The sequence below is a fragment of the Pseudomonas sp. LBUM1678 genome (assembly GCF_059695575.1).
Genome location: NZ_CP166775.1, coordinates 5,547,040 through 5,573,293 on the forward strand (window position 1 = coordinate 5,547,040; position 26,254 = coordinate 5,573,293).

The window sequence follows — 26,254 nt, forward strand, 5'->3', positions numbered from 1 at the left end:
TTCTAGTAGCAACAACACTGCGTTCTTTTTATCGCGAATTGGAATTAAAGAGCTCTTCCTTTACATTTGCGAACGAGCTCTCTTTACCCTAAAAACTGCTATTGCCATAAACTCATATCAGTCTAAGCACTTTTCTTGACTCCGGCATATCTCCCTTCTACGCTCCAATTTGCGCGGAAATCGGCTGCGTGATTAATCAGCAGATGAAGGAGAAATGTTATGTTCGACATGACGAAACTAGTAAACCTTTATTCAGTAGCAATAGCCGACATGCGAAGGGTACCAGAGGGAAACATCGGTGAAACTACCCTTGCTGAAGCCGCAATGCTATCAGCAGAGGCTGCAGTTCTTGCTGCCGGTGCAGCCGAAGCCGCGATGTTAAAGGCTAGTGTCGCAGAGGCCATAGCTTTGGCGCATAGGGTCGCAGAGTAGCTTGCTGGAAGGAAAATAGGATGAGTCAGCCCCTTTCTGCGCATCGTTTTGCTCTAATCGATGAACTGCTTCCGGATACGGTGCGGCTCGCAGCCGCAACCGTTCCTATGTATGCATCCCTTTACCGAGAGATCGATACGTCTAATGTCACCCGGGAAAGATTGGTGCAGTTCCCTACGGTAGGCAAGGCGGACTTGATAAGTGCAGGAGCAAATGCACTAAGCAATATCTCAGCAAGCGATTACTATCAGAACACATCCGGCAGTACGGGTCAGTTCTTAACACTCCATAGGTCTAACGCTGAGCAGCGCTTTATCCAGGATTTTTTTTTAACATTATCCCAACAAACACAATTAAAAACCACGCCAAGCGGTACACTGTTCTTAGGGCTTCCATCGCACGGCACAGCAACTGCTATACCATCTTGCACTCCAGTTGTCACCCAAGGGATCGTCGATGCACGAACAGCTGAGAACGTATTAGGTTATCTCGGAACAACCCTATTGTCAGCCTTAGGATCAATCAGAATTCAAGTTATTGCTGGTGCTGCCACACAGGTATTGTTGCTTACAAAATACCTAGCTTGGAAAGGTCACAACAAAAGCCCATACGACATTAAACTAGTTATTATAACGGGTGACTGGGTATCTTCGAGAACTATCAACTTTCTAGAAACTTTCTGGAATGCAAAGATCGTCAATCGTTTTTCATGTTCTGAAGCGTTTGGTGGCGCGACCAGCCCCGGCGGGACCGGACTTTACGAATTTGACCCCATAGTTCATGTTGAACTTGTCTCAGCTTCCTCGCTCTCTAGCCCAGACACCGGAGAATTGATTCTTACAACTTTGTTCCCCTTCGTTCAGCGACAACCTCTGATCCGCTACCGAACAGGGGATATATTTAGTTTTATAGATGGGCTTTACAAATATCATGGGCGATTAGATCACTGCTTATTCTCCCCCCTTGGAGAACTAATTATTTCAGGCACCGACTTTTATAATCTTGTAGACAATTGCGAACTTATAGCCAGGCAACGACACGGGCTTGCGGTCCCTGCAATAGATCACTCAGCGAGTGGAAAACCAATTATTAGAGGCGAGTTTAGCTGGCAACATAACGGCGCACTAGAGCTATATTTATATGTCGGCACCGTTATCGATATGCATTGGTTTTCCACAGCAACATCGCGCATCACAAATGAACTCAGCGAGGGGCTGAGAACCATTTGCACAGTACCTATTAAACATCTAAGCATTTCATATTTCATTCCAGATCCTGATACAGAAACAGGATACGATAAGGCAGGAAAAATCTGGAAGCTTAAAGGCTGATCGTTTTTAACTAGTAGGGAAAACTAGGGGAAACATATGATGATCTTGGAGCCTCTCCATCATAATGGGGACAAGTTGACGACGACAGTTCGACTGCGCGGCGCAAAAAATCATCTTTTACCTCTAGCGTTTGCCTGTTTAGCTGTCCCTACGAAAATCCGCATTCTAAATGCTCCGACGGCACTAATAGATTGGGTATCAACAGCTAATTGCATTATAAGTACCGGAGGAAAGATCGACTACGATAGTGATACCCTCCATATAGCTACCCAGGACTTCTATCCAGAAAATCTGGATTTTAATGCTGCTAGAAAAACGCGATACTCACTGCTGCTCCTCGGTGTTGCAGCTGCTCGCGGTAAGTCCATCTGTATTCCGTCACCCGGGGGATGTCAACTGTCTAGACAGCATGATATTCATCTTGATGGCCTCGCAGCACTTGGGCATATGATCGAAGAGAAAGAGGGTTTTATCCGACTAACTCCAGGGAAGCGAATGGGCTGTTTATACATTTTGCGTACTCCATCAGTAGGAGCATCGATTAATCTTATGATTGCAGCATCAACCAGTACTATCCCAGTCACTCTCAAAAACATATCAATTGAACCGGAAGTTTGCGCGATAGCTGATTATCTCCGCGAAAGTGGCTCCGAAATTTTGGAGGCGGGACATCGTACAGTGGTTATTTTTAGGAAAGCTACGAGACCTCGTGCAGACGCCGTTCGAACCGTTGCACTGTTACCAGATCGCATTGTCTGCTTTACACTTTTATTGGCAGGACAATTACTATTCGCACCACTAAATATTGAGAACGCAGCGCCTCACTTACTCAAAGCCGAATTGGCGTCACTTAAAAAACTAGGTTTGAAAATAAAACTTGCAGGGCGAATAATAAAACTGATCCCACGCCCACTTGAGCAGCTTTCACCAATCAATATAACAAGCGGTCCTTATCCAATGTTTGCCTCCGACGCCCAACCACTACTGGCAGCACTCGCAGCGAGAGTAAAAGGTACTTCCACATTCAAGGAGGGTGTCTACTCCGATCGTTTTCAGTATCTACGGTCATTACGTAAGATAGCTACTGGATTTTCTTTGGTTGATAACATACTGACGATTAAGGGGCCGCTAATCCGGGACAACCAAAGCGACAGAGAGGAAATTTTAGCGACGGATCTTCGAGGCGGTATGTCGGCGTGTTTGTATGCACTATCGCTTGGTTTGAATGTATTTCTGCTTAATCCTGAAGAACTTGAACGTGGTTACGGGCCACTGGAAAATTTCTTCGGCCCATTAGGGGTACTAGCTAGAAGGACGGCCAATGATTCTATACCTATGTAATTTATAAGACCTTAGCTCTTAATAATAGAATTTTTTTCAGAGAAATTTGAAATTACGCGAAGCCTCGATTTACTTCGCAAGCAGTCTTTACGGGTCGCGGGAGCACGCATAGGAGCGGCGCTTGGTCAGGACGTTTCTGCGCTGGCTAATCTAAGCTGAGGTCATCATAGAAAATTTTCTCGAACTCGAAATGAATTAGGGACTGATTTTGAATAGGAAAAATCTTTTACGGCATGTCTTGCTGACCGCATCGGATCTAATCCGCAATAGCCTATTGTCCGTCCTTGGAGGGAAATCTGTCGGTGTTAGGGCGCTAGTATTAAACCAAGCAGGAGAAGTGCTCTTGGTACGTCATACCTACCGATCCGGGCTTGAAACACCCGGCGGAGGAGTCCACTCTGGTGAGTCGCCCCTGAAGGCAATCATCAGGGAACTGCGTGAAGAAGTAGGTATTGAGGTAAACGGGACGCCAACTATTTTTGGGGCTTATCGAAATGTTTGGCGTGGAATTGACGATTACCCCATTCTATTCGTGGTCCGTGACTACGATGGTGTTCCCTATCCAAATGATTCTACTGAGATCGCAGACGTGGTTTGGGTCTCACCGGAAAACATGTCGGAAGAAATTACCATCAAAACCACAAAACGACTGCGGGAGTTTTGGGGCGAAGCTCCTGTGTCAGACACATGGTGAGTCCTTTGGAGGTATATCTAAGTATGGACAAAGCACTTATTTTCGATATCGGGGGCGTTATTATTTTTCTTGATAACGCCATTATGCTGCGCAATTTGAGTACCCTGATGAACTACCCTCCTCCGGCCGCGAACCTGCTTACTGAGATTCGGGCTAGTGGAATTGGTGTTGGGGACCTCTCTGCTCAAGGACTTTATGAGCAGCTAAAGCACTCCTACGGCATAGATGCACCTTTCAGTGAGTTTTTAGAAGCTTGGTGTTCGCATTTCTCTCCGAATGAAGCATTAATACGAGCGCTGAAATCTTTGTCAAACTCGTGGGATATTTCAATATGCAGCAACACCAATGATGGGCACTGGAACTTTCTGAATAATCGGTACGGCCTTCGCCAGCTTGCCGGACAAGTTCTTCTTTCCTTTGAGTGTGGGATTGAGAAACCACACAAAAAAATGTTTGATCTTGTTCGAGAAAAATGCGTCGAAGGTCGCTCCTGTGCTGTATTTGTAGATGATGACGAAGTTAATGTGAATGCGGCAATTCAAGCGGGGTTCATCGGAATTTTGTTTCGTGATGAACGCGATCTTATTACGAAATTAGAAGCTATCTCATGAACATCTTGGGGATTCACGATGGGCATAATGCATCTGTAGCCCTAATACGCAATGGATATTTGCTAAGAATTTTACAGGAAGAACGATACAGCCGCGTAAAAAACCAGGGCGGGTTCCCCTTTCTTGCAGTCGAGGAAATACTGTCAATTTCAGGTCTTGCTTGGAGCGATATTGATCTAGTCTCCTTTTCAACAAAAAAATACCGCAATTCAGCAATGTTGGACTCGTCGGCTGTCCATAAAGTTTTCGACGAAATGTTCAGGGGCACCCATCATGCCCAGTGCTCCGGTAGCAGTACTAGTGAATATAATGCAGAAAGTGAGCAGTACGAACGCACTGCTTTTCTAAGGCAAGTTGGATATACCAAAACTATAAAGTTTGTCGAGCATCATTTGTGTCATGCATCAACCACGTTTTATGGCACCCCTGCAGGGGAGCACCCTTGCCTTGTATTTACCTGCGACGGTCAAGGGGATGGGCTTTCTGCAACTGTTCATCTAGGAGATAAAAATGCCCTGACGCGAATCGGTGCTGTGCATCGAGATGACTCCGTTGCGCAAATATTCAGCTTCGTAACGTTCCTTCTCGGGTTCCGGCCCCTTGAACATGAATACAAGTTGATGGGACTTGCACCGTATGCAGAAGAGTCAATTAACGCTGCAGAAATTGCGCAATGGTTTAGGTCTTTATTTACGTTTGATGCACAGAGTCCATATACATGGGGTAGAGAAATCGGGGTTCCTAGAAGTGAACTGATGCCAGCGTTTCTACAACAGGAACTAAAATTTCGTAGATTCGATGATGTCGCGGCGGGTCTTCAGAGATTTTATGAATACTTTATGCTTGAATGGATACTAGGTGCGGTAAGGAGCTCAGGTGTCCGCCGTATAGCTCTTTGCGGTGGGGGCTTTATGAATGTAAAGTTGAACGGAAAAATTTCGATGTTAGATGAAATAGATAATATTTTCGTATTTCCGTCTTGCGGTGACGAAAGTAATAGTGTTGGAGCAGCCTTTCAGGCACTGTCAGACGTAGGAGAACTGAATACTGGATTTTTGAACGTATATGGCGGACGAAAATACACGGACAAAGAGTGTCTTTCCGCTGTTACCAACGCAGGTGATCAACTTGTTTGGTGCGAACCGCAATGTATTAATTCTGCCATTGCATCGCTCTTGGCAGATGGAAATATTGTCGCTAGATTCGCTGGGGCAGCAGAGTTCGGCGCTCGAGCCCTCGGAAACCGCTCAATCCTGGCAGACCCTCGCAAAACCGAATTGATCGATGTGCTGAACAAAACCGTCAAGAACCGTGACTTCTGGATGCCTTTCGCCGCAACGGTGCTCGCACCGGAGGCTGACAGATTATTGCATAGACGAAACGGTATGGACTCTCCATACATGATGTTTACTTTTCCCGTCACCGAGGAAGGGAGCTATGCGCTAGCCTCAGCGATACATCCTCGAGACAAGACCTGTCGAGCACAAATTCTTTCGGTGGAACAGAATTCTGCTTATTACGATGTAATTGATAAATTCGCCAAAATCACACACATCCCCGCGCTACTGAACACCTCATTTAATCTTCACGGAGAGCCTATAGTTGAGAGTCCTGAGGATGCTCTTCGCGTCTTTAACTTGTCAGGACTGAAGTACATGGCGCTCGGACCATATCTGCTAACAAAACCTTAAGATAAGACAAGAAACGAGTTTTGAATTTTTGTTGATGACTGGCAACACTGCCACTTTTTAGCTGGCAAACTCTGACATGACAACTTAAGCCTTTCACCTTATCCATTATATGTGCCTATAAATAATTGAATAGCTCGAGAGTCAATTTAGACGTTATAACTCTGGGCGAGCTGTATCTGAAGGGAATCAAGGTCATTACAACTTACATATAGTAATAAGCAGGCGCTGCGAAAGAGCTAGATTAGAATCATATAGAAAGTGGGCAACTGATCTCTTCGACAGGTCAACCAGCCATCCCCAACTGACTTTGCCGTAAGATCTTGCCGAAAGAAGGAAACAAACTCCATTATTGCTGATGCCCAGGCTAGCATTATGTAGCGTGTAGAACGCTCGGAGAGGGTCACAATCCCGCAGCTCCTGCTACCGCACAAATAGGTCAGAAGCAGCCGTTTTCACGTAAGTATCCGCCGCGTAATCCAACGCTATACCGAAGATTTTATCGTAAATTATTTTCACGTGGCCCTGAGATCCATTGGGGAGCTGGCATTATGACTGCCGCTCCGCGCCTGGGTTACTGTTTTCCCTCTCCCGGCGTTCAGGAGTAACGTGGGCGATAGTGGACAGTCCTGAGTACGCCCGCCCTAACCACTTATCCGCCGTAGGACCAACAGTCAAAATATTTTGAATGCCTCCAATAGCTTCGATTGGCCGATTTCTGCCTTCCGCGACAGGTACTCAAAACCAGACTGGAAATCGCGCTTCTACGCAAAATCCACATCTGCTGATGTGTCGATGAATTTTAGATTTAACGTAGATGCGCACACTTCAATTTTGGTGACGCGTTTTTACACACCCTGGGCCAATAGCGGCCATCCACGACTAGAACCATCGACCAAAGCTGAAGCTCGCGTCTGCTGCTATCCTCCATGGCGGGCGGGAAGCTAGCCGGGCCTCAGTGACTAACCAGCTTCCCGGCCGAACGCGCAGTTACAAGCCAGAGCTCGGAACTGACCAATAAGGGCGGATTCTTGATTTTCCAGGGAGTGACCCGCCACGAAAGTGCCGAAAACATTGGCAAGGAAGCTCCGGAGCGTGAAGACACGCTCCTGGCTTTCAGCCAGCAGGGGATCCAGGTCAGGCTTATGAACCTTCAGTTCATCTGAAAGGTATGGCTGGAGCGGGGGGAAGAAGCTTTAACTCACTTCAATGCTTATCGAAATAAGACGGCCCATTTGATAGGCCGAGTTGTAATTGAACGGCGTAATCTCCGAGCGCTCGTACCGGCCCTTACAGGATGCCCATCTTCAACTGTGTGCGTAGGGTGCTAAGCCAATCCTCGCTAAAATGATGCTGCAGCCCCTGCAATTGTCTTGGCCCGACTCCGGCACTTTTAGCTAGCTGTTGTAGTGAGGACACCTTGTCCACCAACTGGAGGACATGCGTTGCACGCACCGCTGCACGATCAGCGGTAGAGATGGCGGTAATCACTGCTTCGGAGGGATTAGCGTGTAACCACGCCATCATATGGAGCTCTCCGTCATCGATTGCAGGTAGATCATCACGTTCAAGAGCCAGTGTGGCGAGCATTAGGGCATCCACATCGTGAACTTTAGATAACCCCTGCAAGAGTACAGCTTGTGGAACTGAAACCCGTCCAGGTGCCAATGGGTCACCCGCGCTGCATTCATCGACACAACACTGGACGGTTTCAACGTCAAAGTGATTGCAAAGTGCATTCCAGCAGTTGATACGAAAAGCTTCAATGATGACGCACGTATCGACCAGTACCCGTAGCTTCGCCATTTTTCAACCTAAATAGCAAACGGAGCGGTCTTGTCGTAATCGCGCATCAATGATGCCAGCTCTTCCAACGTCATAGACAACGCCTTCGCAGCTTTCCGGGCCGATACATGGCCACGAGCAATACCATCATGCAGAAGCGTCACGAAACTCTCACAAAGCAACCTGGGTGGCTCTGTCTGTGCTTTAACCATTTTTAGAACGCACAATTTGCTGCGCGTTGGCTCGTCGATCATTTTGGCGTTGAACAGCCGATACGCCAGCGCTCCGGTGGATACCTGTAATTCGCGTGCAACCTCACTCAAGTGTTCGGCATCATCGAAACGAGCGGGATCTATGAGCTGAGTTAGGCTCGATTTGGGCATGAGGACTGCTGCAGCAAAGTTGTCAGCCAATTGTTCTATTCGACGGTTCCGAGCTGGAGGTTTTGCGTCAGGATCCTCCCGGCGCTCAGGAGTCATTTTGTCCCACGTTAAGGCGTGGAATAACTCATGTGCTATGTCAAAGTGACGACGTACCAAGGACTCTCGTCGATTGATCACGATGGCACCTAAATCAGGTAAACGGCACATCGCACCCGAAATTCCATCAGGGCTCGAGTTGGTTTGAGCATCGATAAATAGAATAGGTAGATCAAGCTTACTTTCGATGCGTTCGACAAGATGCTGAGAAGGAATGAGGCCGAGCTCAAGCTGTTGGGCTAATGATTCGCCCCAATCCCACGCATCCTCAAACGTAGGGTAAGCCGGCATCCGCAACACTTGCGTGAGTGGATTGGACGGTCCTTGTAATGCGACCTTCAAAAATCGAAAAAGCCCTACAAACTGGCCAATACGCGACTCGAAATCGTCGAGAGACTCATTGGATACCTCCGGTGAGACACGCCAGGAGAAGCAAGCTTCACCTGCAATCACGAAAGGGTCTATAAACCACTCAATAGGCTTCCTAAGCTCCTGACTGAACCGTACAAGCTCAGCAGGTTGGATGCGTCGCTCTCCCTTCTCGATAGTCGAGAGCGTTTGGCGATCAGCGAAGCCCAATGAGCTGGAGAGTGCTTTTTGAGTTAAGCCGAGGGCTTCACGGGCGGCGCGAATGCGCTGGCCTATGCGGGCCGGGGCAGGAGTAAGGTCGTTTGATTTCATACGTGCATCGTAATCTTGCAAATTTGCAAATGCAAGAAATTACTGGCTGTTCGAACAGTATTTAAGTGTGTTTTCGAAAGCGACGATGCAAAACGTTAATTTTGGTAATGCTGCGCGGGAAAGGGGCTGGAGGGCGACCGAAAAAAAGATAGGGCTCGTTCGAGCGACCGCGATCGACCCAGCCCGTCCGATCGTGGCGTCTCAAAAACAACAACCGATTAGAATCCTGAGCCTTCAACGCTGGCTCAGGCACCATTGATTGAGGGAGATGCCAAGAGTAACGATTTCGTTGTGCATCTCGACTGTGCCCTCCAAAACATCATTTACCCAAAAGCTTTCGAATTTTCGCCCCCCATGCTCAAAGCCTACTACTTCCGCACTTCCACCAAGGTATTCGCCCGTATCCGCTTTGTGCTTCTGCGAGGGCTTGTGCGATATTAGCTGTCGATGCTTGATCGTGTTGCTGAATCCAGCGAGATAGCGAAACCAAGGAAGCCGGGTGACACGCGTTATCTCCTCCTTCAACTTGCCTTCGGGAAGCCCGTCACGCGCCTTGCCAATGGTGCAGTGCTCGATAAATAAGGGCTGGGGGAGTACTAAGGCATTAACTATCTGAGCGAAGATATCAAAGGTATTGCGGGTGATATTAACCGCAGCAATCAGGTTTGCTTCGCTGGCTAGCTTGGCCTCCTCAAATCTCTCATCGGTTCCCATCATCATGATACCGGCAAACAACTTGATTCCATCAGGGTCCTGGTCAATGTGGTAGCTAGCAAAAGCGTCCCGAGCCAGATTCTTGTGGTACTGATAGATGTGGAGAGAGTGGGCTACGGAATCAACCGTACTGAGAAGCCAGACCTTCTCCGGCTTTACCGTGTTGATATATCCCTTCAACGCGACTAAGTCCCATATTCTGCCCATCATTGCTCCGCACTCGGTAAATTCATGAGGATGGTTGGCGGTTACGTGAGGTCTAACCCCTTCAGTCGAGCCAGACCTTGTTTGATATGACCCGCGTTTTCACCAATTGTGTGAAGCGCCCCCCGCACGTTCTCGCCCACCTCTGCAGCGTTTTGCCGCTCAGCCCACAGAGTTACCTCCATCACGGCTGCTTCCAGGGCTAGTTGATTGTGATAAATCCTTTCCAGAACATCTGCCAGTGAGTACTCGCTTGCCACGGTTGCCGACTCCTTTCGAAAAAGCTCAAGCATAGCAGCGACAGTGCTGGTGATTGGAGCCGAAATCGGTTGCTTAAATTTTTGCTACAGAGAAGGTGGCAGACGGAAAGCAACGGGGGGGGGAAGTATTGGTACAAAAGTGGTACAGGGAAACTGATATAGCCCTGAGGGCCTTTATTTACGAGGTGGGAGCATTAGTACGGCCAATCCATCACGGACAACGCGGTCAGTTTCGTCACCGGCAGCAATCGACCCCAGCAGTCAGCAACTTTTAAAGAACTGAAGCTGGAGATCGGTTGCTTTTAACTAGCATTTAGCTGTCTGTAGCCGGCCGGTCAGCTTGCCAGCTCAAAATCAACGTCAGGGTTGGTGCTTTCACCTGCCGCCAGGTTGAGTTTCCGAGCGTCTTTGTAGAAAAGATGCACGGAGCTATGAATATCGTTGATGCGCCATTGGCAGCGGCGTTTGTTCTTCGAACGATCATTGGCCACGAATTTGTGCCCAGGATCCAGGTAGATGACGCCGTCAGATAGTGCTTTCAGCAAGAGCTCTGCCGAAGTTCTGCGGCACCAAATTATTTCAGGTGAAAAAAGTACTTGGTACGTGAAACCTTTGTCGTAATCCGCTGTGTTTCTGTTGCGCGATTTCTCGGCAGAAATGTAAACAACTTCGTTGTGTTTCGCGCCCCAGTTGTTCATAAGCCGTTCGAGGCTCCATCCTGCCGCTACAACCCCCGCGTCGTCGACCAACACAACTTCCACTGCGTTCATCTTGCTTGTCAGTGAGGTTGATGGGTCGTAGGGGAAGCTAACGCGTGCGCCACACTCATTGCGAATCCAATCAGATTTGGCATTTTCAGGCTCAACGGCGCGGTACTCGCGTACCCGGAGGGTAAGTCCGGATTTTGTGCTGGGCACGTTTGCGCGATGAATTCCTGTTAGCCGCCATTCCCCCTTCGATGATTCATAGCCATAGGCCCTAATCATCTGTTCGAAGTTATCGACATATAGGCCGAAATCAGGCTCGGTGGTGAAAAGCGTGATTTTTGGCATGGTATGGGCCTTGAGCTCGATGCCGTACAAATCACCGTCCTTGCTGGAATTTGGAACAATGCCTAAAAGTCCCTCCAGCGTATATCCGCATACCTGCGTGCCTTCAAACGGGATTCGTTCCCCCTTTACATTCAGCCTGAACCCGCTGTGCGGGTGACCCATCACATCCGCCCTAAGTTGGTCAAACAACCTACCGCTATAGCGTTGATGGATGTTGAGCGCTTTGCAAACCCTTGAACCGTCAAAGCCCGGCAATTTAGCAATCTCCTGTTCAAGGGTTTCGTCGAAACCCACGAACATAAATGCAAGACAGCCCCCGCTAGGCGTGTGGCCAAGCACTAGTAATCGTTTAGCCTCTGGGTGGTTTTTTGTATAGGTGACAGAGAGGGAGCTAGGCATGGTGTTCTGGTCGGTAATAAAACCCGAAAGCCTGACCTCCGGATACTGGGTGTAGACGATTGCCTTAACGTTCTTGGCCCGAATCAGGTTTCTGTTGGTATCGACCCACTTGAAATTATTGAAAGTGGCTTCCGGGATGTTGTCACCCGGTTTGGAACGAGCTTTGGTGAGACTAGTGCTGGCTGCTCGTTCCGAAATAGTCATGTCGAAGGTGGCATGCAGACCAACAAGGCTACGCAAAAAGTACACCTGATTTTTGTCGTTGGCGTTTGGAGGCAGAACCTTAAGCAGCATTTTGTCAACGCCGAAGCTCTCGAGAAGGCTCTTGATGTGGGCTACAGAGCTGGCGAAGTGTTCAAAGCTTGCAGCCGTTTGCGTCATTTTTTGAGTCTCTGAGTCGTTGTCGCGTTGATGCTCGCAATCTACTCATGGCTTTATAAAATCACAACAAAAAATATCAAAAACAAACAAATATCCAATGATTGCTTGGCCAAATCGACATTTGCTTGGTTTTGACTTGGTTTTGACTTGGTTTGTACTGGTTGTGGCTAGGTGCCGGGTGCGTGTGCCTCACTCCATGCTGGCGCGCCGAAGCGTTTCGGCATGACCGAGGCGGATTGTTGAAACAGAGGGGGGGGTAAAGCTAATAGCCCGAGCAGTTGGTTCATGGCCGCCATCTGCCTGATGAAAATGCAGTTGGTCGACGCGGAGACTCGGTCGAAAGGAAGTTAGTGGTACAAAACTGGTACGGGTGAGTAAGTCTTTTGCTGTAAGTCTTTATTTTAAAGGGGTGAGGCGTCAGTTACTCCAATTCATCATGGATATAGAGCCCCTTGACGGATGCATGCACAGCCCTAATCTCCATGATTTTTCAGGCTGCCGCATTAAGGAATAACGAACGAGGCATATCCCGATTCTAGTATTAATAGCTGAAATCTAGAGTCTTCAGAGTTAAAGGAACTTGATGATACTGCAGGCGTCGAGGTTAGTCCGTGAAGTAGCGATAAGCGCAAGTCTAAGTACTTAATTCTAGCGGGATTTATTAGGTTTAAATCGTACGTTAAGAGTTTTGATATTTCGGTCGTTGTGGAGTCCCAGATAACATTTCTGTAATTTACTCCTGAATGTATATCTGCCAGAATTTTTAGGTGAGACTCATCGAGCCCATACGCACCGGGTTGTTTTGATGCCTTTCGATAAGTGCACAGCGCCAACGCGTTTGTAGGGTAAGAGGATAATATTGAGCTGTAGCTTACAGGTGGTGAATTGAATACATAGCGATGACCATAGGCGGGATATTTGCGTTTGAACTCTATGATCGATATTTGTCCGTCGATCCAGCAGACCAGATCTATATCAGTCAATCCGAAAACTCCGGAAAAATTCAAAAAGACGCGCGAAGCGAGGATTCGGTTAAGTTGCTCCGGCGAGAAGTAGCCGCCAATCAACCATGGTTCAATTACGTATAGATTTATACATTTTGGAATTTTGTAAAACGTAAATTTCGAGGATGCGCTTCTGTTAATAATCAGATCTAAATCGTTTCTGGATTTTGAGCCGATCTTGTCAGTAGCGAGATCTAGCTCAAGTTGCTTAAGTTCGTATTCAACCATTCCTGTAGGCAGAACTGTATAGAAAACAAGATAGAATTCATTTTGTTGTCCGAGAGACAGTATTTTGCGTATGAATAGTAGACAAAGGTTGCGCCCATCACTATCTTCTTTAGAGCTTAGTTTGTACCACTTTCTAATGTTTTTTTTGGTGTCGAAACATGTCATCCAGCCAGAAGACTGTGTGCCTGAAAAACCAAGTGAAGGCTGCTGAGTAATGGATTTCTCAAAAAAAACGTCAGTAACAATAGATTCTAATCTCTTGGTTTTTGCCTTCTTAGTATGTAGAAATTCAGCGGCATGAATCAAACGAGATGTTTCAGCTAGCTCAAGCAATTTTTTTCCTTGGTTCTTCGCACGAGCTCCATTTCTCACTTTTCAGCAGAAGCACCGGGGTAGAGATAAAAACGAATCACACCAAAAAAATGGCTGGAAGACAAGCGTTAGGGGGCCTCGCCGGATTCTCGCGACTTCTACCGGCGCCAGGGACGTTTAGAGACGGCCCCCGTGCCACCTTCGGTATCGTCAGATTGAGCAATAACGAGAGTCATTACAAACACAATGGTACAGAACTGGTACAAGGGAAGACGATGCATGGAAGATGCCCCTGTACACACCCACGCGCTTATCCAGTGTGAAAAGCCCCCCCCCCACAAACGGTATCGCGCTACGTAACATCCGTAACTCCTTGGGAGCAACAAGGCCGTACTCGGCGATCAGCCCGCGAATCTGATTAGCCTTGGCTGTCCGCTGTTCGATCGAGCCGGCCCGGATGCGATGGGTCGCCTGGATATCTTGTTGCTCGATAGTCTTGATGGCGACGAAGCGCATGCAGGGACGACTCATCGCCTTGCAGATTGCCTCCGCATCGTTGGCGTCGTTCTTGTTGCTCTTGACATACGGTTTGACGAACTGCCGCGCGACCAGCTTCACCCGAAATCCGTGTGCTTGTAGTTGCCGCGCCCAATGGTGCGCACCACCGCAACTTTCCATGCCGATCTTACAGCCGGGTTCGATCTTTTCCAGCACCGTTTGCAGCCAGCGATCGCGCGGTAGGCGCTGCCGCCAGACGGGTAGCTCATGACAATCCACACCGTGGATCTGAAACACGTTCTTGGCCAGGTCGACCCCAATTCGCATAAGCTTCATGTGTGGACTCCTTCTCACCGTTGACTGTGGTACGCACTTTCAGTCTGGCACTCAAGATGCCGAAGTGAGGAGGAGTCCATCCCATTGCTTTTGGCCGATAGCTGCCCGCCATGATAGGCGGCAGATGGACAGACGCTGACGCTCGCCGGTATCTGCTGGCCCTTTACCACTTCAGGTCCGACCCCAGCGACGCTTTACTACAGAGGCCGGCCATCCTGATAGAATCGATCAGGTTATAGATAACACCCTTCTGAGAAATGGTATGAATACAGAATTGATGGAAGATGAGATGCGCCGGGCGCTATTCGGTGATTCGGAGCCCTCTGCGCCGGCAATTAACTCAGACGTGCAGGACCCAGTCCCGGATGTTGTGATCGTGCAACCGGTGAAGGCAGCGAAGAAAAAGACAGTATCAAAAGGCTTCACACCTAGGTTGAGAGTCACGCTCCGTGTGGGAAACGAATTTGAAGGCGAGATGCACGAGATGGTACATGAGGCCGATACGTTGAGCTCCCTAGTTGCAGAACAAGAAGCTACTAAGACGGCCAGAAAAAAATTCAGGTTTGTGGAAGTGATCTCGGTCAAGTCGATGTAAGTGGGTACTCTCACTTAGCTCGCCCGCCTGGAATTAAACCGCATTCAGTTACCGCGGGTCACCCAACAGGTTCGTGTCGATTGAAGCCTCAAACATTAGGCGGCGGTAGTCGTATCCCGGACTGGCTTTAACACCATCACTCCATCAACTCTCAATGTTTAACTGGTCGCCAGCCCCAAGCCATATAACTGAGGGTGGCGACAGGCAGAAATCCACAACCCAAAGCAGACGTTCCGGTAGCGGACACTAGCTCCTCCCAGCCCTTGGAACAGCTGCAACCGCAAGCGCCCACACCTCTAGCTTTCATGTGCTAACGCGCTGAGTGATACGTAGCGAGTGGGTTCTACATTCGCCCTGAAGTAGGTGACCACGATATTATCAAACGAACGAATTTAACCATCAGCCCCACTTGGGGCGAAAGGAGGGGTATTTTCTACCCCCTCAAAATCGGGGAGATCATGAATGGAACACACAGGCTCACAATACAGCGCACTCGCCAGCTATAGAAACAACGCCTTATTCACTACTTTTCCACACACGGCAGACCTTAAACTTCTCAGTGAATATTCTGGCATGCTGGACCCTGAGCTAGTTCAAGAAGTCTTAGGTTTACATGTGCATGAATATATTCACCAACTGCATAATTTTTCGACTACGGCGGGTATTCAGCTACTGAAGAACAGATTGGTTGCATTACAGATCTTTGCAACCGGAACGAACGATGATGGCCACTATATTCGCCAGGGGAAAAACTACAAACACATTGCCAAGCGCGTCCTTGCAAATTTCGAAAAAGACTATTCAAGAATACTTGGCAATACCGATAAAATTGAAAAAGAAGGTTTTCTTACGGCGCTTTCTTTTGAAACAATTGAGTTCAGCGAAGAAACCGATGATCCCTCCGACCCGTGCAATATTTTAGGTATAAAGGTCTCGTACCAGCTAGGCGGTATCGCCGGGGTGAAAGAGATAGACAATATAGGCTATAACATTATCACTGAAGGGATTGCATATGAAATTGAAAGGCAAGTTCGCAACACGATAACAGGGGGAAGTGGTATGGCTCTGGAGTATTCCACGCCCCCTCTCCCATACAGGTTGTATCGCCCCATCGTCGAGCATCTCGTAGGCAGACCATGTTCTTTACCTGAATTAGTGAAGGTCGGAACGCTTGCACTACAAAACAAGATTCCATCTTGGGGGCTGAAAGCTGCAACGCTTGCACTGAAACATAGCGATGAGCTGTTTCAAAAATTCGCTTCAAGTATGGCGAATGAACATCAGGAGGTATTGTCTGGGTATAGAGAAACTGTCAACTTACTTCTTGGCACGGTCTTCACGGGAACATCAGTTAATGATGGATTGAAAATGTTGGACGATATCGTTGTGGGCGCTATCAACAAAAGAGAGAAAAGTCCTTTCTTTGAATTGGTATTCCTCCGCGAACCATTAACGCGGGAGGTATTTGAAGGCATAATCCAAAGCGAGAGCCTTCCGCCGAGATGTATTCTTCAAAATCAACCTGATGGAAAGGCCGAGCTTTATTGGATGGGGAATGGTGTCGCGAAACTGCCAGAGGCGACAGTCGGAGCTATTTCAACCCTCCAGTGCGCAATACAGTATTCGCAGCTCCACCTCTCCAAAGTGGCCAGTTTCAATAATACTAGCGATTTGGTAAATAGCCCTCACGATTTAAGCTGCCCATATCTTGAGGTATGCCCACTAAGGGATAAAATGGACAACCCAGAATTATGCTCCACCACACCATGGATGCATGATCTTGGAATTCAAACCGGTGAAGTTTGCTGGTATGTAAATGGGGTTAAATCACTGCGAAACCCTAAATTTAAGGAATATGATGAGGCATACTTTTAATAACGTGCCTCTCGACAGATTGTAGATTGGCTTGGCAGTCCGCTTCCGCGCCGGTTGCAGCCGTCCGTGAAGGGCGGCCTTGGGTCGATAGCGGCAGGTATATACCCAAAGCTGACGGTGGCGACAGGTAACCCAGACAGCCACCGCTATCCTTGCCTATAGGTGATAATGTCCTTTATCACACCTAGGATAAGAAAGGATTCACTGCGATGGCCCGAGCTAAATCTTCAACCACTACTGTCGCTCCCAAGCTACAACTGAGCCCCCAAGGCATAGAACGGGGTATTGCGAGGCTGGGAGAAAGAATCTCTGAGCTGCAAGCCTTTGATGTCGGTACGTTGGTTAAGGGACGAAGTGCTGAGATCACGGCCTTGGAGGTCGCGATCAAGGACACCCTAACCCGCTGCTTTGGCGAGGGCACCTCGGCTTATGACCTTTATGAACGAGCGGCGCATCTTCAACATTATTCAATGGTCATTTCTCGCGGTGAAGTGGTGGACTATGCCTCCCCTACCCGGCGAAACATCGGCAATGCGGTCGCGCTGCTTACGCAGGCTCAACTGGCCCTGATGGAGGATCTTGCGGATCTTGATTTAGAGTCCACTCCGTCACTCCCAGCTATATCAGAACCGGTACCCCAAGAACTTTCCCGCCGCGTGTTTGTAGTGCATGGCCATGATGAAGGCGCAAGAGAGACCGTGGCGCGCTTTTTGATGCAGCTGGGCTTCGAGCCGATCATTTTGCATGAGCAAGCCAACCAGGGCCGCACGGTTATGGAGAAGGTTGAAGCGCATGGACAAGTGGGATTTGCCGTGGTGCTGCTGACCCCGGACGATGAGGGCTGCGCCAAGGGTGGCACGCCGGAGCCGCGGGCTCGGCAGAACGTCTTGTTGGAGTTGGGCTATTTCCTGGGGCGCCTGGGACGTGACAAAGTGTGTGCGCTGAAGCGTGGCACCGTGGAGATCCCCAGTGACTTCGCCGGTGTCGTATGGGAGTCCATGGAAGGTAATAGCTGGAAACAGGCCCTGGGGCGTGAATTAGAAGCTGCGGGCCATGAGATTGACTGGAATAAGGTCATGCGGGCGTAAGTCAGCTTCTGGTTTCTTCCTTGTCAGTCATCACCCTGCCCGCAATGATGAGGGGCAAGCAGGCCCAACTGTGTTTCCTGATGGTTTTTTACCGGCCAGATTCGCAGTCCGAACAAAACAATGTACGGGTATGGCCATCTCACACCGCGCCTTTAGATCGATTGAAGGGCGATAAATATCCCACATTTTTATATCGGCTTCGATCCAAGGTTTGGGGCGAGACTTGGCCGAAGTTGACGTTCATTACAGAGCGATAGAGCCTGTTTGGGGTCCACTTCTGGCCGGTAGTTGCCTTTCGCGAAGGGTAGAAATCAACCCAAAGTTGACACTGAACGCTGTTGGGAAGAATCAGGGCTGACTCAGATGGGCCAGGCTCGGCAGAGAGTGGGATTGGTGGAATCCAATCCTTGTGGCACAGCTGCACAACGTTGACGGTGGATTGCTGAGCACAATCGGGGTTGCAACCGTATGTAGTAAATACAAGTTGAATGCCTCCCCCTCTTTTGATATCACGGCGATATCACTCAAGGAGGCTTTGAATGGATAGCACGCAACAAACCTTGGCCAATGCCTACCGCGAGGTACTGAAAGGCCTGCCGCAGCATTGGCTTGACCGTAGCCGATCCCACGAAGAGGAATACGCCAAGCTCTCTGGACTTTTTCTCCCGGGCACTTCACTTGGATACCATTGCGCACCGCAGAAGATTCTGGTGGTTGGACGTGAAACCCGCCGTTGGGATGTGTTGAAAGGCGATGACAAGTTCGAGAGCTTGGAAGCTTATATCCACAAAGCGATGGCTACACAGCAAGATCACCTCGCCAAGTTCATAGCTAAACCCAGAGACCGAGGCGAAAGCTTCTTCAATATACTGCGCGATTTGGCCGACGATCACGGTACGCAAGGCATCGCGTGGTCAAACTTGTTCTGCTTCGCTTGGAACAAGAAGTCTCCAATGGGTTGGGAGCACTTTGCAAAGTTATTGGTAATCTCAGAACAACTGCTCAAAGTCCAAGTAAAAATCTTGCAACCCGATATCATTATCTTCGCTAACGGTGCCAGCAGTGCGAAGTTTCGCCAAGGTTATTTTCCCCATAAGGGCGAATCGAGTGTGTGTAGCGAGCTGGGTGACTTCAGCGAGCAGGGGATCCCGCTTAAACAACTGTGGCGATTCAAACTATACCAACGCATTCAATGCTTTCGAATCCAGCACCCGAGCAGCATCAGCGCACCCTCTCGTGCGGCGCGTCGGTTTTTGCTGGAGCAGTTGCGCGTCGTTGCAGCTGGTGGGTGAACTCTAATCGTCCGCCCGCAAATCCGTCCCAGCCTATTAGTCACCTGACTGCTACTGGCTATTTCAGCCATTAACCATACAAGGATAAATGCACATGATTTTGGAAGATCTCGCTCAGATCTTGGCAGACCATTTTTGCCCAAAGGCCCGTGACATAACGCGCTTTGCAGGTACAGGCTACTCGTTTGAAGAATGGTTCAACTGGGAATTATTCAGCGCGCTTACGGCTCGAGAATTCGTATGCACTCCCAAACCAGGTTATAAGGCACACTTTACTGAGCATGTATCTGCCCAGTTGGGCGATATCGTGATTCGGGCAAAGGATGGCACAACATGGCTGGTAGAAACGTCTCTGGTGCATGGATACACGCAAAACAAATGGAGAACCAAGATCACAGAAGACCGGGCAAAACTCCAAGGTGCAGGGCAAGGGGTTCGGAAGGTCCAATTGATGTTGTTGTGTAGCGACGCAGAGACAGACCTTCAGACTGAGTGGACTTACTGGTTTGAGGAAATGCCATTCTGGGCAACGCCGGATGTAAAAAAATGTTTTGGTGATGGCGAGCAAGGTGAGGTGTGCTTGTTACTCTGGGAGGTGGAGTAACGACTAGTACACACAGCGTCGGCTCTGCTTGATACGACCGCTTTCGACCCAAAACAGACTTTAACGTCTTAACTCACCGGCTGCGCGGCCTTTTCGCGTAGGCCGGTGGGATGGCACGTAAGCGCGCTTCTCCCAGCAACGCGGCAGATCGAGCTTATCAATAAGCGAGGGCGAATCGTGGTCGCCGGTACTGATAAGGATTTGTGCGGGTGTCCACTCCTTCAGGACAGAACGAACAATAGCCGATGCCTGTGCGCGGACGCTTCGAGACTCGCTCAGAGGAACACGCTCAGCATAATGATCGTTCGTATAGTGAAGATCTGTTCCTTGGCATAGATGTAAGCGGCCACTAAACAGGCGTTGATCACGCAGCCATACTGAGACGGCTAGCGAAGGCTCCTTGTGGTTGATGTAAATGGAGCATGCTGAAAGGAGCATGATCATGACTAAGTCCGAGCTTACGCAGCTTAAAGAGCAGAGAAGGCTGTTCCATGAGCAGCAACGCGTCATACAAGCCAAACTCTGCGAACAACAACTCGTCATGCTAGCCAGATTCAGCGAGAAGTCTCCCTACGGGCCTTGGCGCGAGGTTTTGTTTTATCCCCTCGCATTGGCCACCGGCCTGATATGCATCGGCGTATTGTTTGGGTATGGACTGAGCAAACTTGTTTAGGCTCGCAGGCGCTGATAGGACGCTGTTGCGTAAACGAACAGAGGAAACTCTCCGTAGGTCAGAAAGCGACGGCAACTGTTGTGAGTAGAAATGTGAGTAGATTTTAGCGACACCACCCTTCTCACAGCTTAATATGGCGCCTGCAAGCCAAAGTTCGAGTCTCCCTCGGGCACCAAAATTAAGAAAGGTCTTGCTTTGCAAGGCCTTTTTTTTCGTCTGTAGAAAAGTGAGCTCACCCACCGCTGTGGTGTAGGAGCCGCCGAAGGCTGCGATCTTTTGATCTTCGCATCCTGGCTGGTACGACAATTCTCAAGGATTCATCCCATGGAACTGCTGCTGGAAACCGTCGCCTTGTTCTGCCTCAAGCTCGCTTATGAGACTGAAGATTCGAGTCCGATTCTGCGGGACGACTTGATGATGAGTGATTATGAGCGGGAGGTGTTTGGGTTGTTGGTGAGGCGGGGGGATGTTCAGGGGATTCATAAAAAAGTGGATGATTGCTTAAGTTTGGCGCTGAGAGCTGTTGGCGGCGTTGATTCAGTCCTGGGCCTCGAGCTGGATAGATTGACGACTGATTTCAGCGCTGCGCGGACGATGGAGCAACTTGATGCTCCACTTATCGCGCTCAAGGATTATCTGAAAGACATTCAATGAATGAAGGCGAGCGGTCCAAAATGTGGAACACCCGACATCCAGTCTGGGGTTGGTCTCCACGCCCCAATACAATAATAAATCTGTCCCCCTTTCTTTTTCTTAGCTGTTCTTTGGGGATCAGAGATTGCCCTACGCCGCGCAGCTAATCTGCTCTCTTGATTTCTACCCAAGGATGCCCATTCAACGTCGTGTATACGAAGCTTTCTTCTCTACGCTTTCCGTCTGCACCGTCATACGAAATTGATACAGTCCCTGACGTTTCCGGCAACGTGAAGAATTTCACCGGTATTGAAACAGAGCGTTTGAGGTCAATTGCTGCGAACTTTCCTTCACTGACTCCCCCAAAAGGTGGGTCAATGGCTATCTCAACTGCGTGCGCAACGGACCTTGCAACCCCTATCTCAATACTTGTTTCCGCATAGAACCCGAGGCCGCGATTGGAGCTGACCGAGGGCCCGCCACCAAAAACGAAATTCGCCCGAAAGGTGCGCTCTGTTTCCTCCAACTGCAGTTGCAGCGCCTGCTGCTGTGCGTTGATCTGCTGGGTGGCAGCGGACGCCATGATCGATTGCTGCTCCACAGAGTTTCTGAGCTCTTCGGCCTGCAACTTAAGCGCCTCAGTACCCTGTCGCAATTCATCGCCCTGTTGCAGGAAGCCGAGAATAAGCCAGAGAAACGCGACCGGTCCGAAAGCACCTGCAAGAAAATCGCCTACCTCATTCAAAGGCATGATCATTAGTGCGTAGGTACGGCCCCACACCAACGCAGCCAGCCCCAATAAGTAAACGGCCGTAACGACCCCACCGATCAGCCCTAAGCGCTTACGCATGTATCTTCTAGTCTCCATTTACTTGCACGAATTGCCGAACCTTGACTTTGCATGATGCTAAATTTGCCTTGCTTTGCAGAACCTTTTTTTCACCTGTAGAAAAACCACCGTCATCCTCCCGCCGCTACGCCGCCCCACCTAGGCACCAAAAACTTTGCTCAACTCTCCGGACCGGCTACGCTGGACGAGGCCAATCGCCGGCATGCGATTGTTCAGGGTCAAGGCCGTCGGTATCGCTGTCTCGACCCTCCAATTTTGAACGAGCGGCAGGTCTCAGCAGGCCGCCGTTTCTCGATGGAAGCGAGACATGATTGAGTCGATTAGCCTGTCCAATATTGCTACTTACAGTCCAACAACCCCTGAAACCATCGCGAATCTCAAGCAAATAAACTTCTTTTACGGGGCGAATGGTGCGGGCAAGACAACCCTCAGTCGGCTCATAAATAAGCCCGAGATTTCCGGAGACTCCAAGATCACTTGGCTGCGGAATACTCCAATCCCGGCGATGGTCTACAACAACGACTTCATCAAGGATAACTACAAGGACTCCGAAGATCTCAAAGGCGTCTTTACACTGGGCAAAGCTGAGAAAGAACAGCTTGATCGTCTCAAAGAACTCCTAGCAGAAAAGCAGCGCCACCAGCAGCAAAAAAACAGGTCGATGGCGATGCTGGATGGTGAGAATAGTAATGGCGGTAAAAATGCAGAGCTTGCAGCTTTGGAAGCAAAGCTGCTTACCCGCTGCTGGGATCAAAAGCAAAAGCACGACAACGAACTCCATGGCGCTTTTACAGGCGTAAGGAACAGCAAAGAAGGATTTAAGGCTCGTGTCTTGCAAGAAAGTATGAGCAATCAGTCAGCCCTTGTCGATCTGGCCAACCTCAAAGAAAGAGCGTCAGTTTTGTACGGCGAAGCGCCCTCGCCAATGAACGTTGTCCCAAATCTCGACTTATCTCGCTTGATTACTTTCGAGACCAGTCCGGTTCTGAAGAAGAAGGTAATAGGTAAAGAGGATGTAAGTATCTCTGCTCTGATTCAGCGACTTAATAACAGTGACTGGGTTCGTCAAGGCATGAGGTTTTTAGAACACTCGGATGAAAAGTGTCCTTTTTGCCAGCAAGGTATTTCCCATGATTTCGAGAAAAGCCTTGCCGACTATTTTGATGAAACATTCGAGGCGGATACCAAGGCCGTAGCAGACCTTCGCTCGCATTATTCTCGAGTCGCGGATGAATTGCTGGGTCAGGCTAATGCCATATTGACCATGGCTTGTATTCATCTTGATAAAGAAAAGTTCGGTCACGATTTCCAGACCATGGAGGCCATAGTTCTTGTCAATAAGGGTCGAATCGACAATAAGGTGTCCAGCCCGAGCATAGAAGTAGACCTTGAAAGTCTTGAAGGGCTTCACCACGGTGTCGAAGAGGTCATCCGCGCTGCCAATGTGAAAGTCACGGAGCATAATCGCTTGGTCGCGGGTTTTACCGCTGAGCAAAAGAAGCTGACTGGGGAGGTGTGGAAATACATTCTGGAGTCTGAACTCAAAGCTACTTTGGCAGACTATGGTACTGACAAGTCGCGGTTGCAAAAGGCGATTGCAGGAATCACCAGTAGCCTTGAGATGGCTCAGCAGGACATCGGTCAGGCCGAGTTAGAGATCGATAAGATAGAAACATCTCTAACGAGTGTTAAGCCCACGGTTATTGCCATAAACAAAATACTGAAGGATTTTGGATTTCGTAGCTTTTCCCTCGATCCGGCCTGTGCTGGAAATTCCTACAGGCTTATTAGGGCTGATGGAACGGATGCCAAAAACACGCTTAGTGAAGGTGAGAAGACGTTCGTCACCTTCCTGTATTTCTATCATCTGCTCAAAGGCAGCATCACGACATCCGGTATCACGACCGATCGCGTCGTGGTCATTGATGATCCTGTCTCCAGTCTCGATAGCGACGTGTTATTCATCGTAAGTAGTTTAATCAAGCAGCTATTTACCGAGGTCCGACAAAAGGGAGGCAATCTAAAGCAAATTTTTGTGCTGACTCACAATGTGCATTTTCACAAGGAGGTCACCTTTAACCAAAGCCGGAAACCTGGCGCCTCTCTCGGCGATGAAGGGTTCTGGATCGTTCGTAAACCTGGGCATTACTCAGAGATTGAATTCCACTCCGCTAACCCCATTAGAACTTCGTATCAGCTACTGTGGAATGAATTGAAGAAAAAGCCCGTACCGGCCCTCACGCTCCAAAATACCATGCGCCGGATCTTGGAGAATTACTTCAAGATCCTTGGCGGTATCGACACCCAGACGCTTGTCGCTCGGTTTGAAGGGCATGAGAAGATTCAGTGCCAGTCTCTCATCAGTTGGGTTAACGACGGATCGCATTACGCTCCCGACGAACTCTACGTTGCCATCGGTGACGCAATGGCTGCCAGCTACATGAAGATTTTCTTCAAAATATTTAAAGTCACAGACCACATGGCTCATTACCAGATGATGATGGATGGTGACTTCGTGGATCTGGATCCTGATGAGTCCATTCCAGAGGCAGAGGCAGTACTCTTAGACAGTGCCCACCAACTCGCCTCAATCGTCGAGGATCCTGCGTCTCCCATATTAGTTACTTTGCCAATCGAGCGTGGGGAAGAGAGTCTACGCGAGGCCACTACAGCTCCCACGAAACCCACTGACCTGCTGACGCTTAGCCCTGAGGAGCTGGATTCAGACATACCGTTCTGAGTTTCATCTGATCCTCGCTTGGTGTGCCAGGAACCACGCACATCAAGATAGCGGCTGCTTTCCGCACGGCAGCCACAACCCACGGATGGCCCTGCCCTTTTTCAACACACGTCATAAAGCAAAAGTCTCCCGCCGCACATTTATCACCCCGTGTGTTTGAAGGTTGCAGGAAAAGAATCTGCACGATAACCTCCCACCGTCGCTGCCAATTCAGCGACCGGGTGTGGTAACCCGAGTTATTCAAGGCGCTACAGCGCCCCCATCACGATTGCAGGCGCTTTTTTTATGCCTGCGGCGTGAGTTATGGCAGCTGTGCGTGGGACGTCTTCGGACGTGCCGGTTTCCTTGATTCCCGGTTTACCACCCTGCGCACAGCTGTCACCCATTCGTGTGGTAACGAACGTGGCAGCTCCTCATATCAAGGAGTCTGATAATGCGCAGCATCAATCCGTACAAAATTTGGCTGTTCCCTCAACGCGCCTCCCAGTTGCGTGACGCTCCACTGTCCACCCTCTCCCACCGCCTCTCCGTCATCGGAGGTGGCAAATGACTGATCAATCAGAGCTGAAAACCATCGGCCTAACCCCCGCTATCTACTGTGCGGATCAAGCCCTGTTCCACGTCACTCGCGGCGTTCCCCTCGGTGATGCGTTATCTATGGCTTCTGACTTTCTGTTTCTCGCCAAGAAGCTGAATGAAGATGCTGCCTACGCCACAGACACCGACCGCCACGCCTGGGCTGCGCATTATTTGACGGCGATGAGTAAGGCGGTGGTTGATGATGCGGTGAAGGTGCTGAATCGGGATCGGGATAATGAGCTGGCGTCTAAGCGGGCGGGGGCGAAGGCTGAAGCTTAGTGTTTGAGGTCTGTGGGGTGTGGGTGGCTTGTGATGGTGGTAGTTGATTCAGCATTTTTGTTGGTTTGGCTGACGCTATCGCGGGCAAGCCCGCTCCCACAGGGATTGTGGTGAGCTGACGGGCATTATTTGGCCCAACTAGGTGGCTGAGTTGTCATTGCGGTGCATCTTCAGCATTGATGTTGTCTGGGCTGGCGCTATCGCCAGCAGGCTGGCTCCCACAGGGGTTTTGTGTGCTGACTGGAATTTTGGATTTGCCTCGAGGTTTTTCGGGGTTTTTTATTGTTCGGCTCAAGGTGGATGGCTTTTGGTTTACAGCGGGATTGATCAACGCCTCTGCTCCCTGAATTGCCCACGGATCTGATGCTGTTTCTCACCTGTAATGCTTGCTATACATCACCCATCGACAGGCCCGCAGGGCATTAGGCCGGTGAGTGAACGCCTCGCGCCCCACTCATCTAGACTTAATGGATAGTCGTAGGCAGAACTGAACACGTCGCTTTGGTGCAGTTAAATCAATGGCAGCGTGGCAATCTGCCTTTTATGCCCTTTAAGAGGTGCGGCGAAGACCGTGCCGGGCACAACAAGATGCCCGCTCAGGGTGCCCTGGCCACCG

Annotated in this window: 22 protein-coding genes and 1 pseudogene; 15 read left to right on the top strand and 8 right to left on the bottom strand. The window is 49.4% G+C overall.

Going from position 1 to position 26,254, the window contains the following annotated elements; translation table 11 throughout:
- Positions 1-219 precede the first annotated feature (219 nt).
- The 6 genes from ACA070_RS25165 (at position 220) to ACA070_RS25190 (ending at position 6,100) form a co-directional block, all read left to right on the top strand.
- Positions 220-432, top strand: a complete 213-nt coding sequence (locus ACA070_RS25165; protein ID WP_497448767.1) for a hypothetical protein — start codon at positions 220-222, stop codon at positions 430-432.
- Positions 433-452: 20 nt separating this feature from the next.
- On the top strand, positions 453-1,763 hold the full coding sequence (locus ACA070_RS25170) for a phenylacetate--CoA ligase family protein (RefSeq protein ID WP_497448768.1): 1,311 nt from the start codon (positions 453-455) through the stop codon (positions 1,761-1,763).
- A gap of 36 nt (positions 1,764-1,799) precedes the next feature.
- A complete protein-coding gene (locus ACA070_RS25175) occupies positions 1,800-3,104 on the top strand; it encodes a carboxyvinyltransferase (RefSeq protein WP_497448769.1) in 1,305 nt (434 codons plus the stop codon).
- A gap of 343 nt (positions 3,105-3,447) precedes the next feature.
- Positions 3,448-3,798 carry an NUDIX domain-containing protein gene (locus ACA070_RS25180; protein WP_497448770.1) on the top strand — a complete coding sequence of 117 codons (351 nt, stop codon included), beginning with the start codon at positions 3,448-3,450 and terminating at the stop codon, positions 3,796-3,798.
- 23 nt (positions 3,799-3,821) lie between these two features.
- Entirely contained in the window at positions 3,822-4,409 is a 588-nt protein-coding gene (locus tag ACA070_RS25185) for an HAD family hydrolase (RefSeq protein WP_497448771.1), read from the top strand.
- Complete coding sequence (locus ACA070_RS25190; RefSeq protein ID WP_497448772.1) at positions 4,406-6,100, top strand: carbamoyltransferase C-terminal domain-containing protein; 1,695 nt, start codon at positions 4,406-4,408, stop codon at positions 6,098-6,100. The genes ACA070_RS25185 and ACA070_RS25190 overlap by 4 nt, the downstream gene beginning before the upstream one ends.
- 1,287 nt (positions 6,101-7,387) lie before the next feature.
- On the opposite strand, the gene ACA070_RS25195 is transcribed toward ACA070_RS25190, so the two are convergent.
- The 7 genes and pseudogenes from ACA070_RS25195 to ACA070_RS25225 all read right to left on the bottom strand — a co-directional run.
- Positions 7,388-7,903 (bottom strand): hypothetical protein, encoded by a 516-nt coding sequence (locus tag ACA070_RS25195; RefSeq protein WP_497448773.1) that lies wholly within the window; start codon positions 7,901-7,903, stop codon positions 7,388-7,390.
- Positions 7,904-7,911: 8 nt separating this feature from the next.
- A complete protein-coding gene (locus ACA070_RS25200) occupies positions 7,912-9,042 on the bottom strand; it encodes a helix-turn-helix domain-containing protein (protein ID WP_497448774.1) in 1,131 nt (376 codons plus the stop codon).
- A 234-nt stretch (positions 9,043-9,276) separates the two neighbouring features.
- A complete protein-coding gene (locus ACA070_RS25205; protein ID WP_497448775.1) occupies positions 9,277-9,966 on the bottom strand; it encodes a hypothetical protein in 690 nt (229 codons plus the stop codon).
- A gap of 38 nt (positions 9,967-10,004) precedes the next feature.
- Positions 10,005-10,220, bottom strand: coding sequence for a hypothetical protein (locus ACA070_RS25210; RefSeq protein ID WP_497448776.1), 216 nt, complete (start codon positions 10,218-10,220; stop codon positions 10,005-10,007).
- A gap of 335 nt (positions 10,221-10,555) precedes the next feature.
- Positions 10,556-12,052: an MvaI/BcnI family restriction endonuclease gene (locus tag ACA070_RS25215; protein ID WP_497448777.1), complete on the bottom strand. Its 1,497-nt coding sequence runs from the start codon at positions 12,050-12,052 to the stop codon at positions 10,556-10,558.
- Between the two features lie 503 nt (positions 12,053-12,555).
- Positions 12,556-13,617, bottom strand: a complete 1,062-nt coding sequence (locus ACA070_RS25220; RefSeq protein WP_497448778.1) for a hypothetical protein — start codon at positions 13,615-13,617, stop codon at positions 12,556-12,558.
- Positions 13,618-13,977: 360 nt separating this feature from the next.
- Positions 13,978-14,430, bottom strand: a pseudogene (locus ACA070_RS25225) (IS110 family RNA-guided transposase); the annotation flags it as partial.
- Between the two features lie 262 nt (positions 14,431-14,692).
- Between ACA070_RS25225 and ACA070_RS25230 the strand changes: the two are divergent.
- The 7 genes from ACA070_RS25230 to ACA070_RS25260 all read left to right on the top strand — a co-directional run bounded on the left by ACA070_RS25230 (position 14,693) and on the right by ACA070_RS25260 (position 21,211).
- On the top strand, positions 14,693-15,025 hold the full coding sequence (locus tag ACA070_RS25230) for a hypothetical protein (protein WP_497448779.1): 333 nt from the start codon (positions 14,693-14,695) through the stop codon (positions 15,023-15,025).
- Between the two features lie 462 nt (positions 15,026-15,487).
- Positions 15,488-16,900, top strand: a complete 1,413-nt coding sequence (locus ACA070_RS25235; RefSeq protein ID WP_497448780.1) for a hypothetical protein — start codon at positions 15,488-15,490, stop codon at positions 16,898-16,900.
- A 209-nt stretch (positions 16,901-17,109) separates the two neighbouring features.
- Entirely contained in the window at positions 17,110-17,988 is an 879-nt protein-coding gene (locus tag ACA070_RS25240) for a TIR domain-containing protein (protein ID WP_497448781.1), read from the top strand.
- 539 nt (positions 17,989-18,527) lie between these two features.
- Positions 18,528-19,280, top strand: coding sequence for a hypothetical protein (locus ACA070_RS25245; protein ID WP_497448782.1), 753 nt, complete (start codon positions 18,528-18,530; stop codon positions 19,278-19,280).
- 94 nt (positions 19,281-19,374) lie between these two features.
- The gene (locus ACA070_RS25250; RefSeq protein WP_497448783.1) at positions 19,375-19,884 is read left to right on the top strand and encodes a hypothetical protein; all 510 of its coding nucleotides are present in this window, start codon (positions 19,375-19,377) and stop codon (positions 19,882-19,884) included.
- Between the two features lie 442 nt (positions 19,885-20,326).
- Positions 20,327-20,557 carry a hypothetical protein gene (locus ACA070_RS25255; RefSeq protein WP_497448784.1) on the top strand — a complete coding sequence of 77 codons (231 nt, stop codon included), beginning with the start codon at positions 20,327-20,329 and terminating at the stop codon, positions 20,555-20,557.
- 324 nt (positions 20,558-20,881) lie between these two features.
- Positions 20,882-21,211 carry a hypothetical protein gene (locus tag ACA070_RS25260; RefSeq protein ID WP_497448785.1) on the top strand — a complete coding sequence of 110 codons (330 nt, stop codon included), beginning with the start codon at positions 20,882-20,884 and terminating at the stop codon, positions 21,209-21,211.
- Positions 21,212-21,353: 142 nt separating this feature from the next.
- Here the strand turns inward: ACA070_RS25260 and ACA070_RS25265 are convergent, their stop codons facing one another.
- Positions 21,354-22,040 carry a hypothetical protein gene (locus ACA070_RS25265; protein ID WP_497448786.1) on the bottom strand — a complete coding sequence of 229 codons (687 nt, stop codon included), beginning with the start codon at positions 22,038-22,040 and terminating at the stop codon, positions 21,354-21,356.
- Positions 22,041-22,347: 307 nt separating this feature from the next.
- Between ACA070_RS25265 and ACA070_RS25270 the strand changes: the two genes are divergently transcribed.
- Together ACA070_RS25270 and ACA070_RS25275 are read left to right on the top strand one after the other, a co-directional pair.
- The gene (locus tag ACA070_RS25270; RefSeq protein ID WP_497448787.1) at positions 22,348-24,780 is read left to right on the top strand and encodes an AAA family ATPase; all 2,433 of its coding nucleotides are present in this window, start codon (positions 22,348-22,350) and stop codon (positions 24,778-24,780) included.
- A gap of 546 nt (positions 24,781-25,326) precedes the next feature.
- Positions 25,327-25,638, top strand: a complete 312-nt coding sequence (locus ACA070_RS25275; protein ID WP_497448788.1) for a DUF3077 domain-containing protein — start codon at positions 25,327-25,329, stop codon at positions 25,636-25,638.
- The last annotated feature ends 616 nt before the right edge of the window (positions 25,639-26,254 follow it).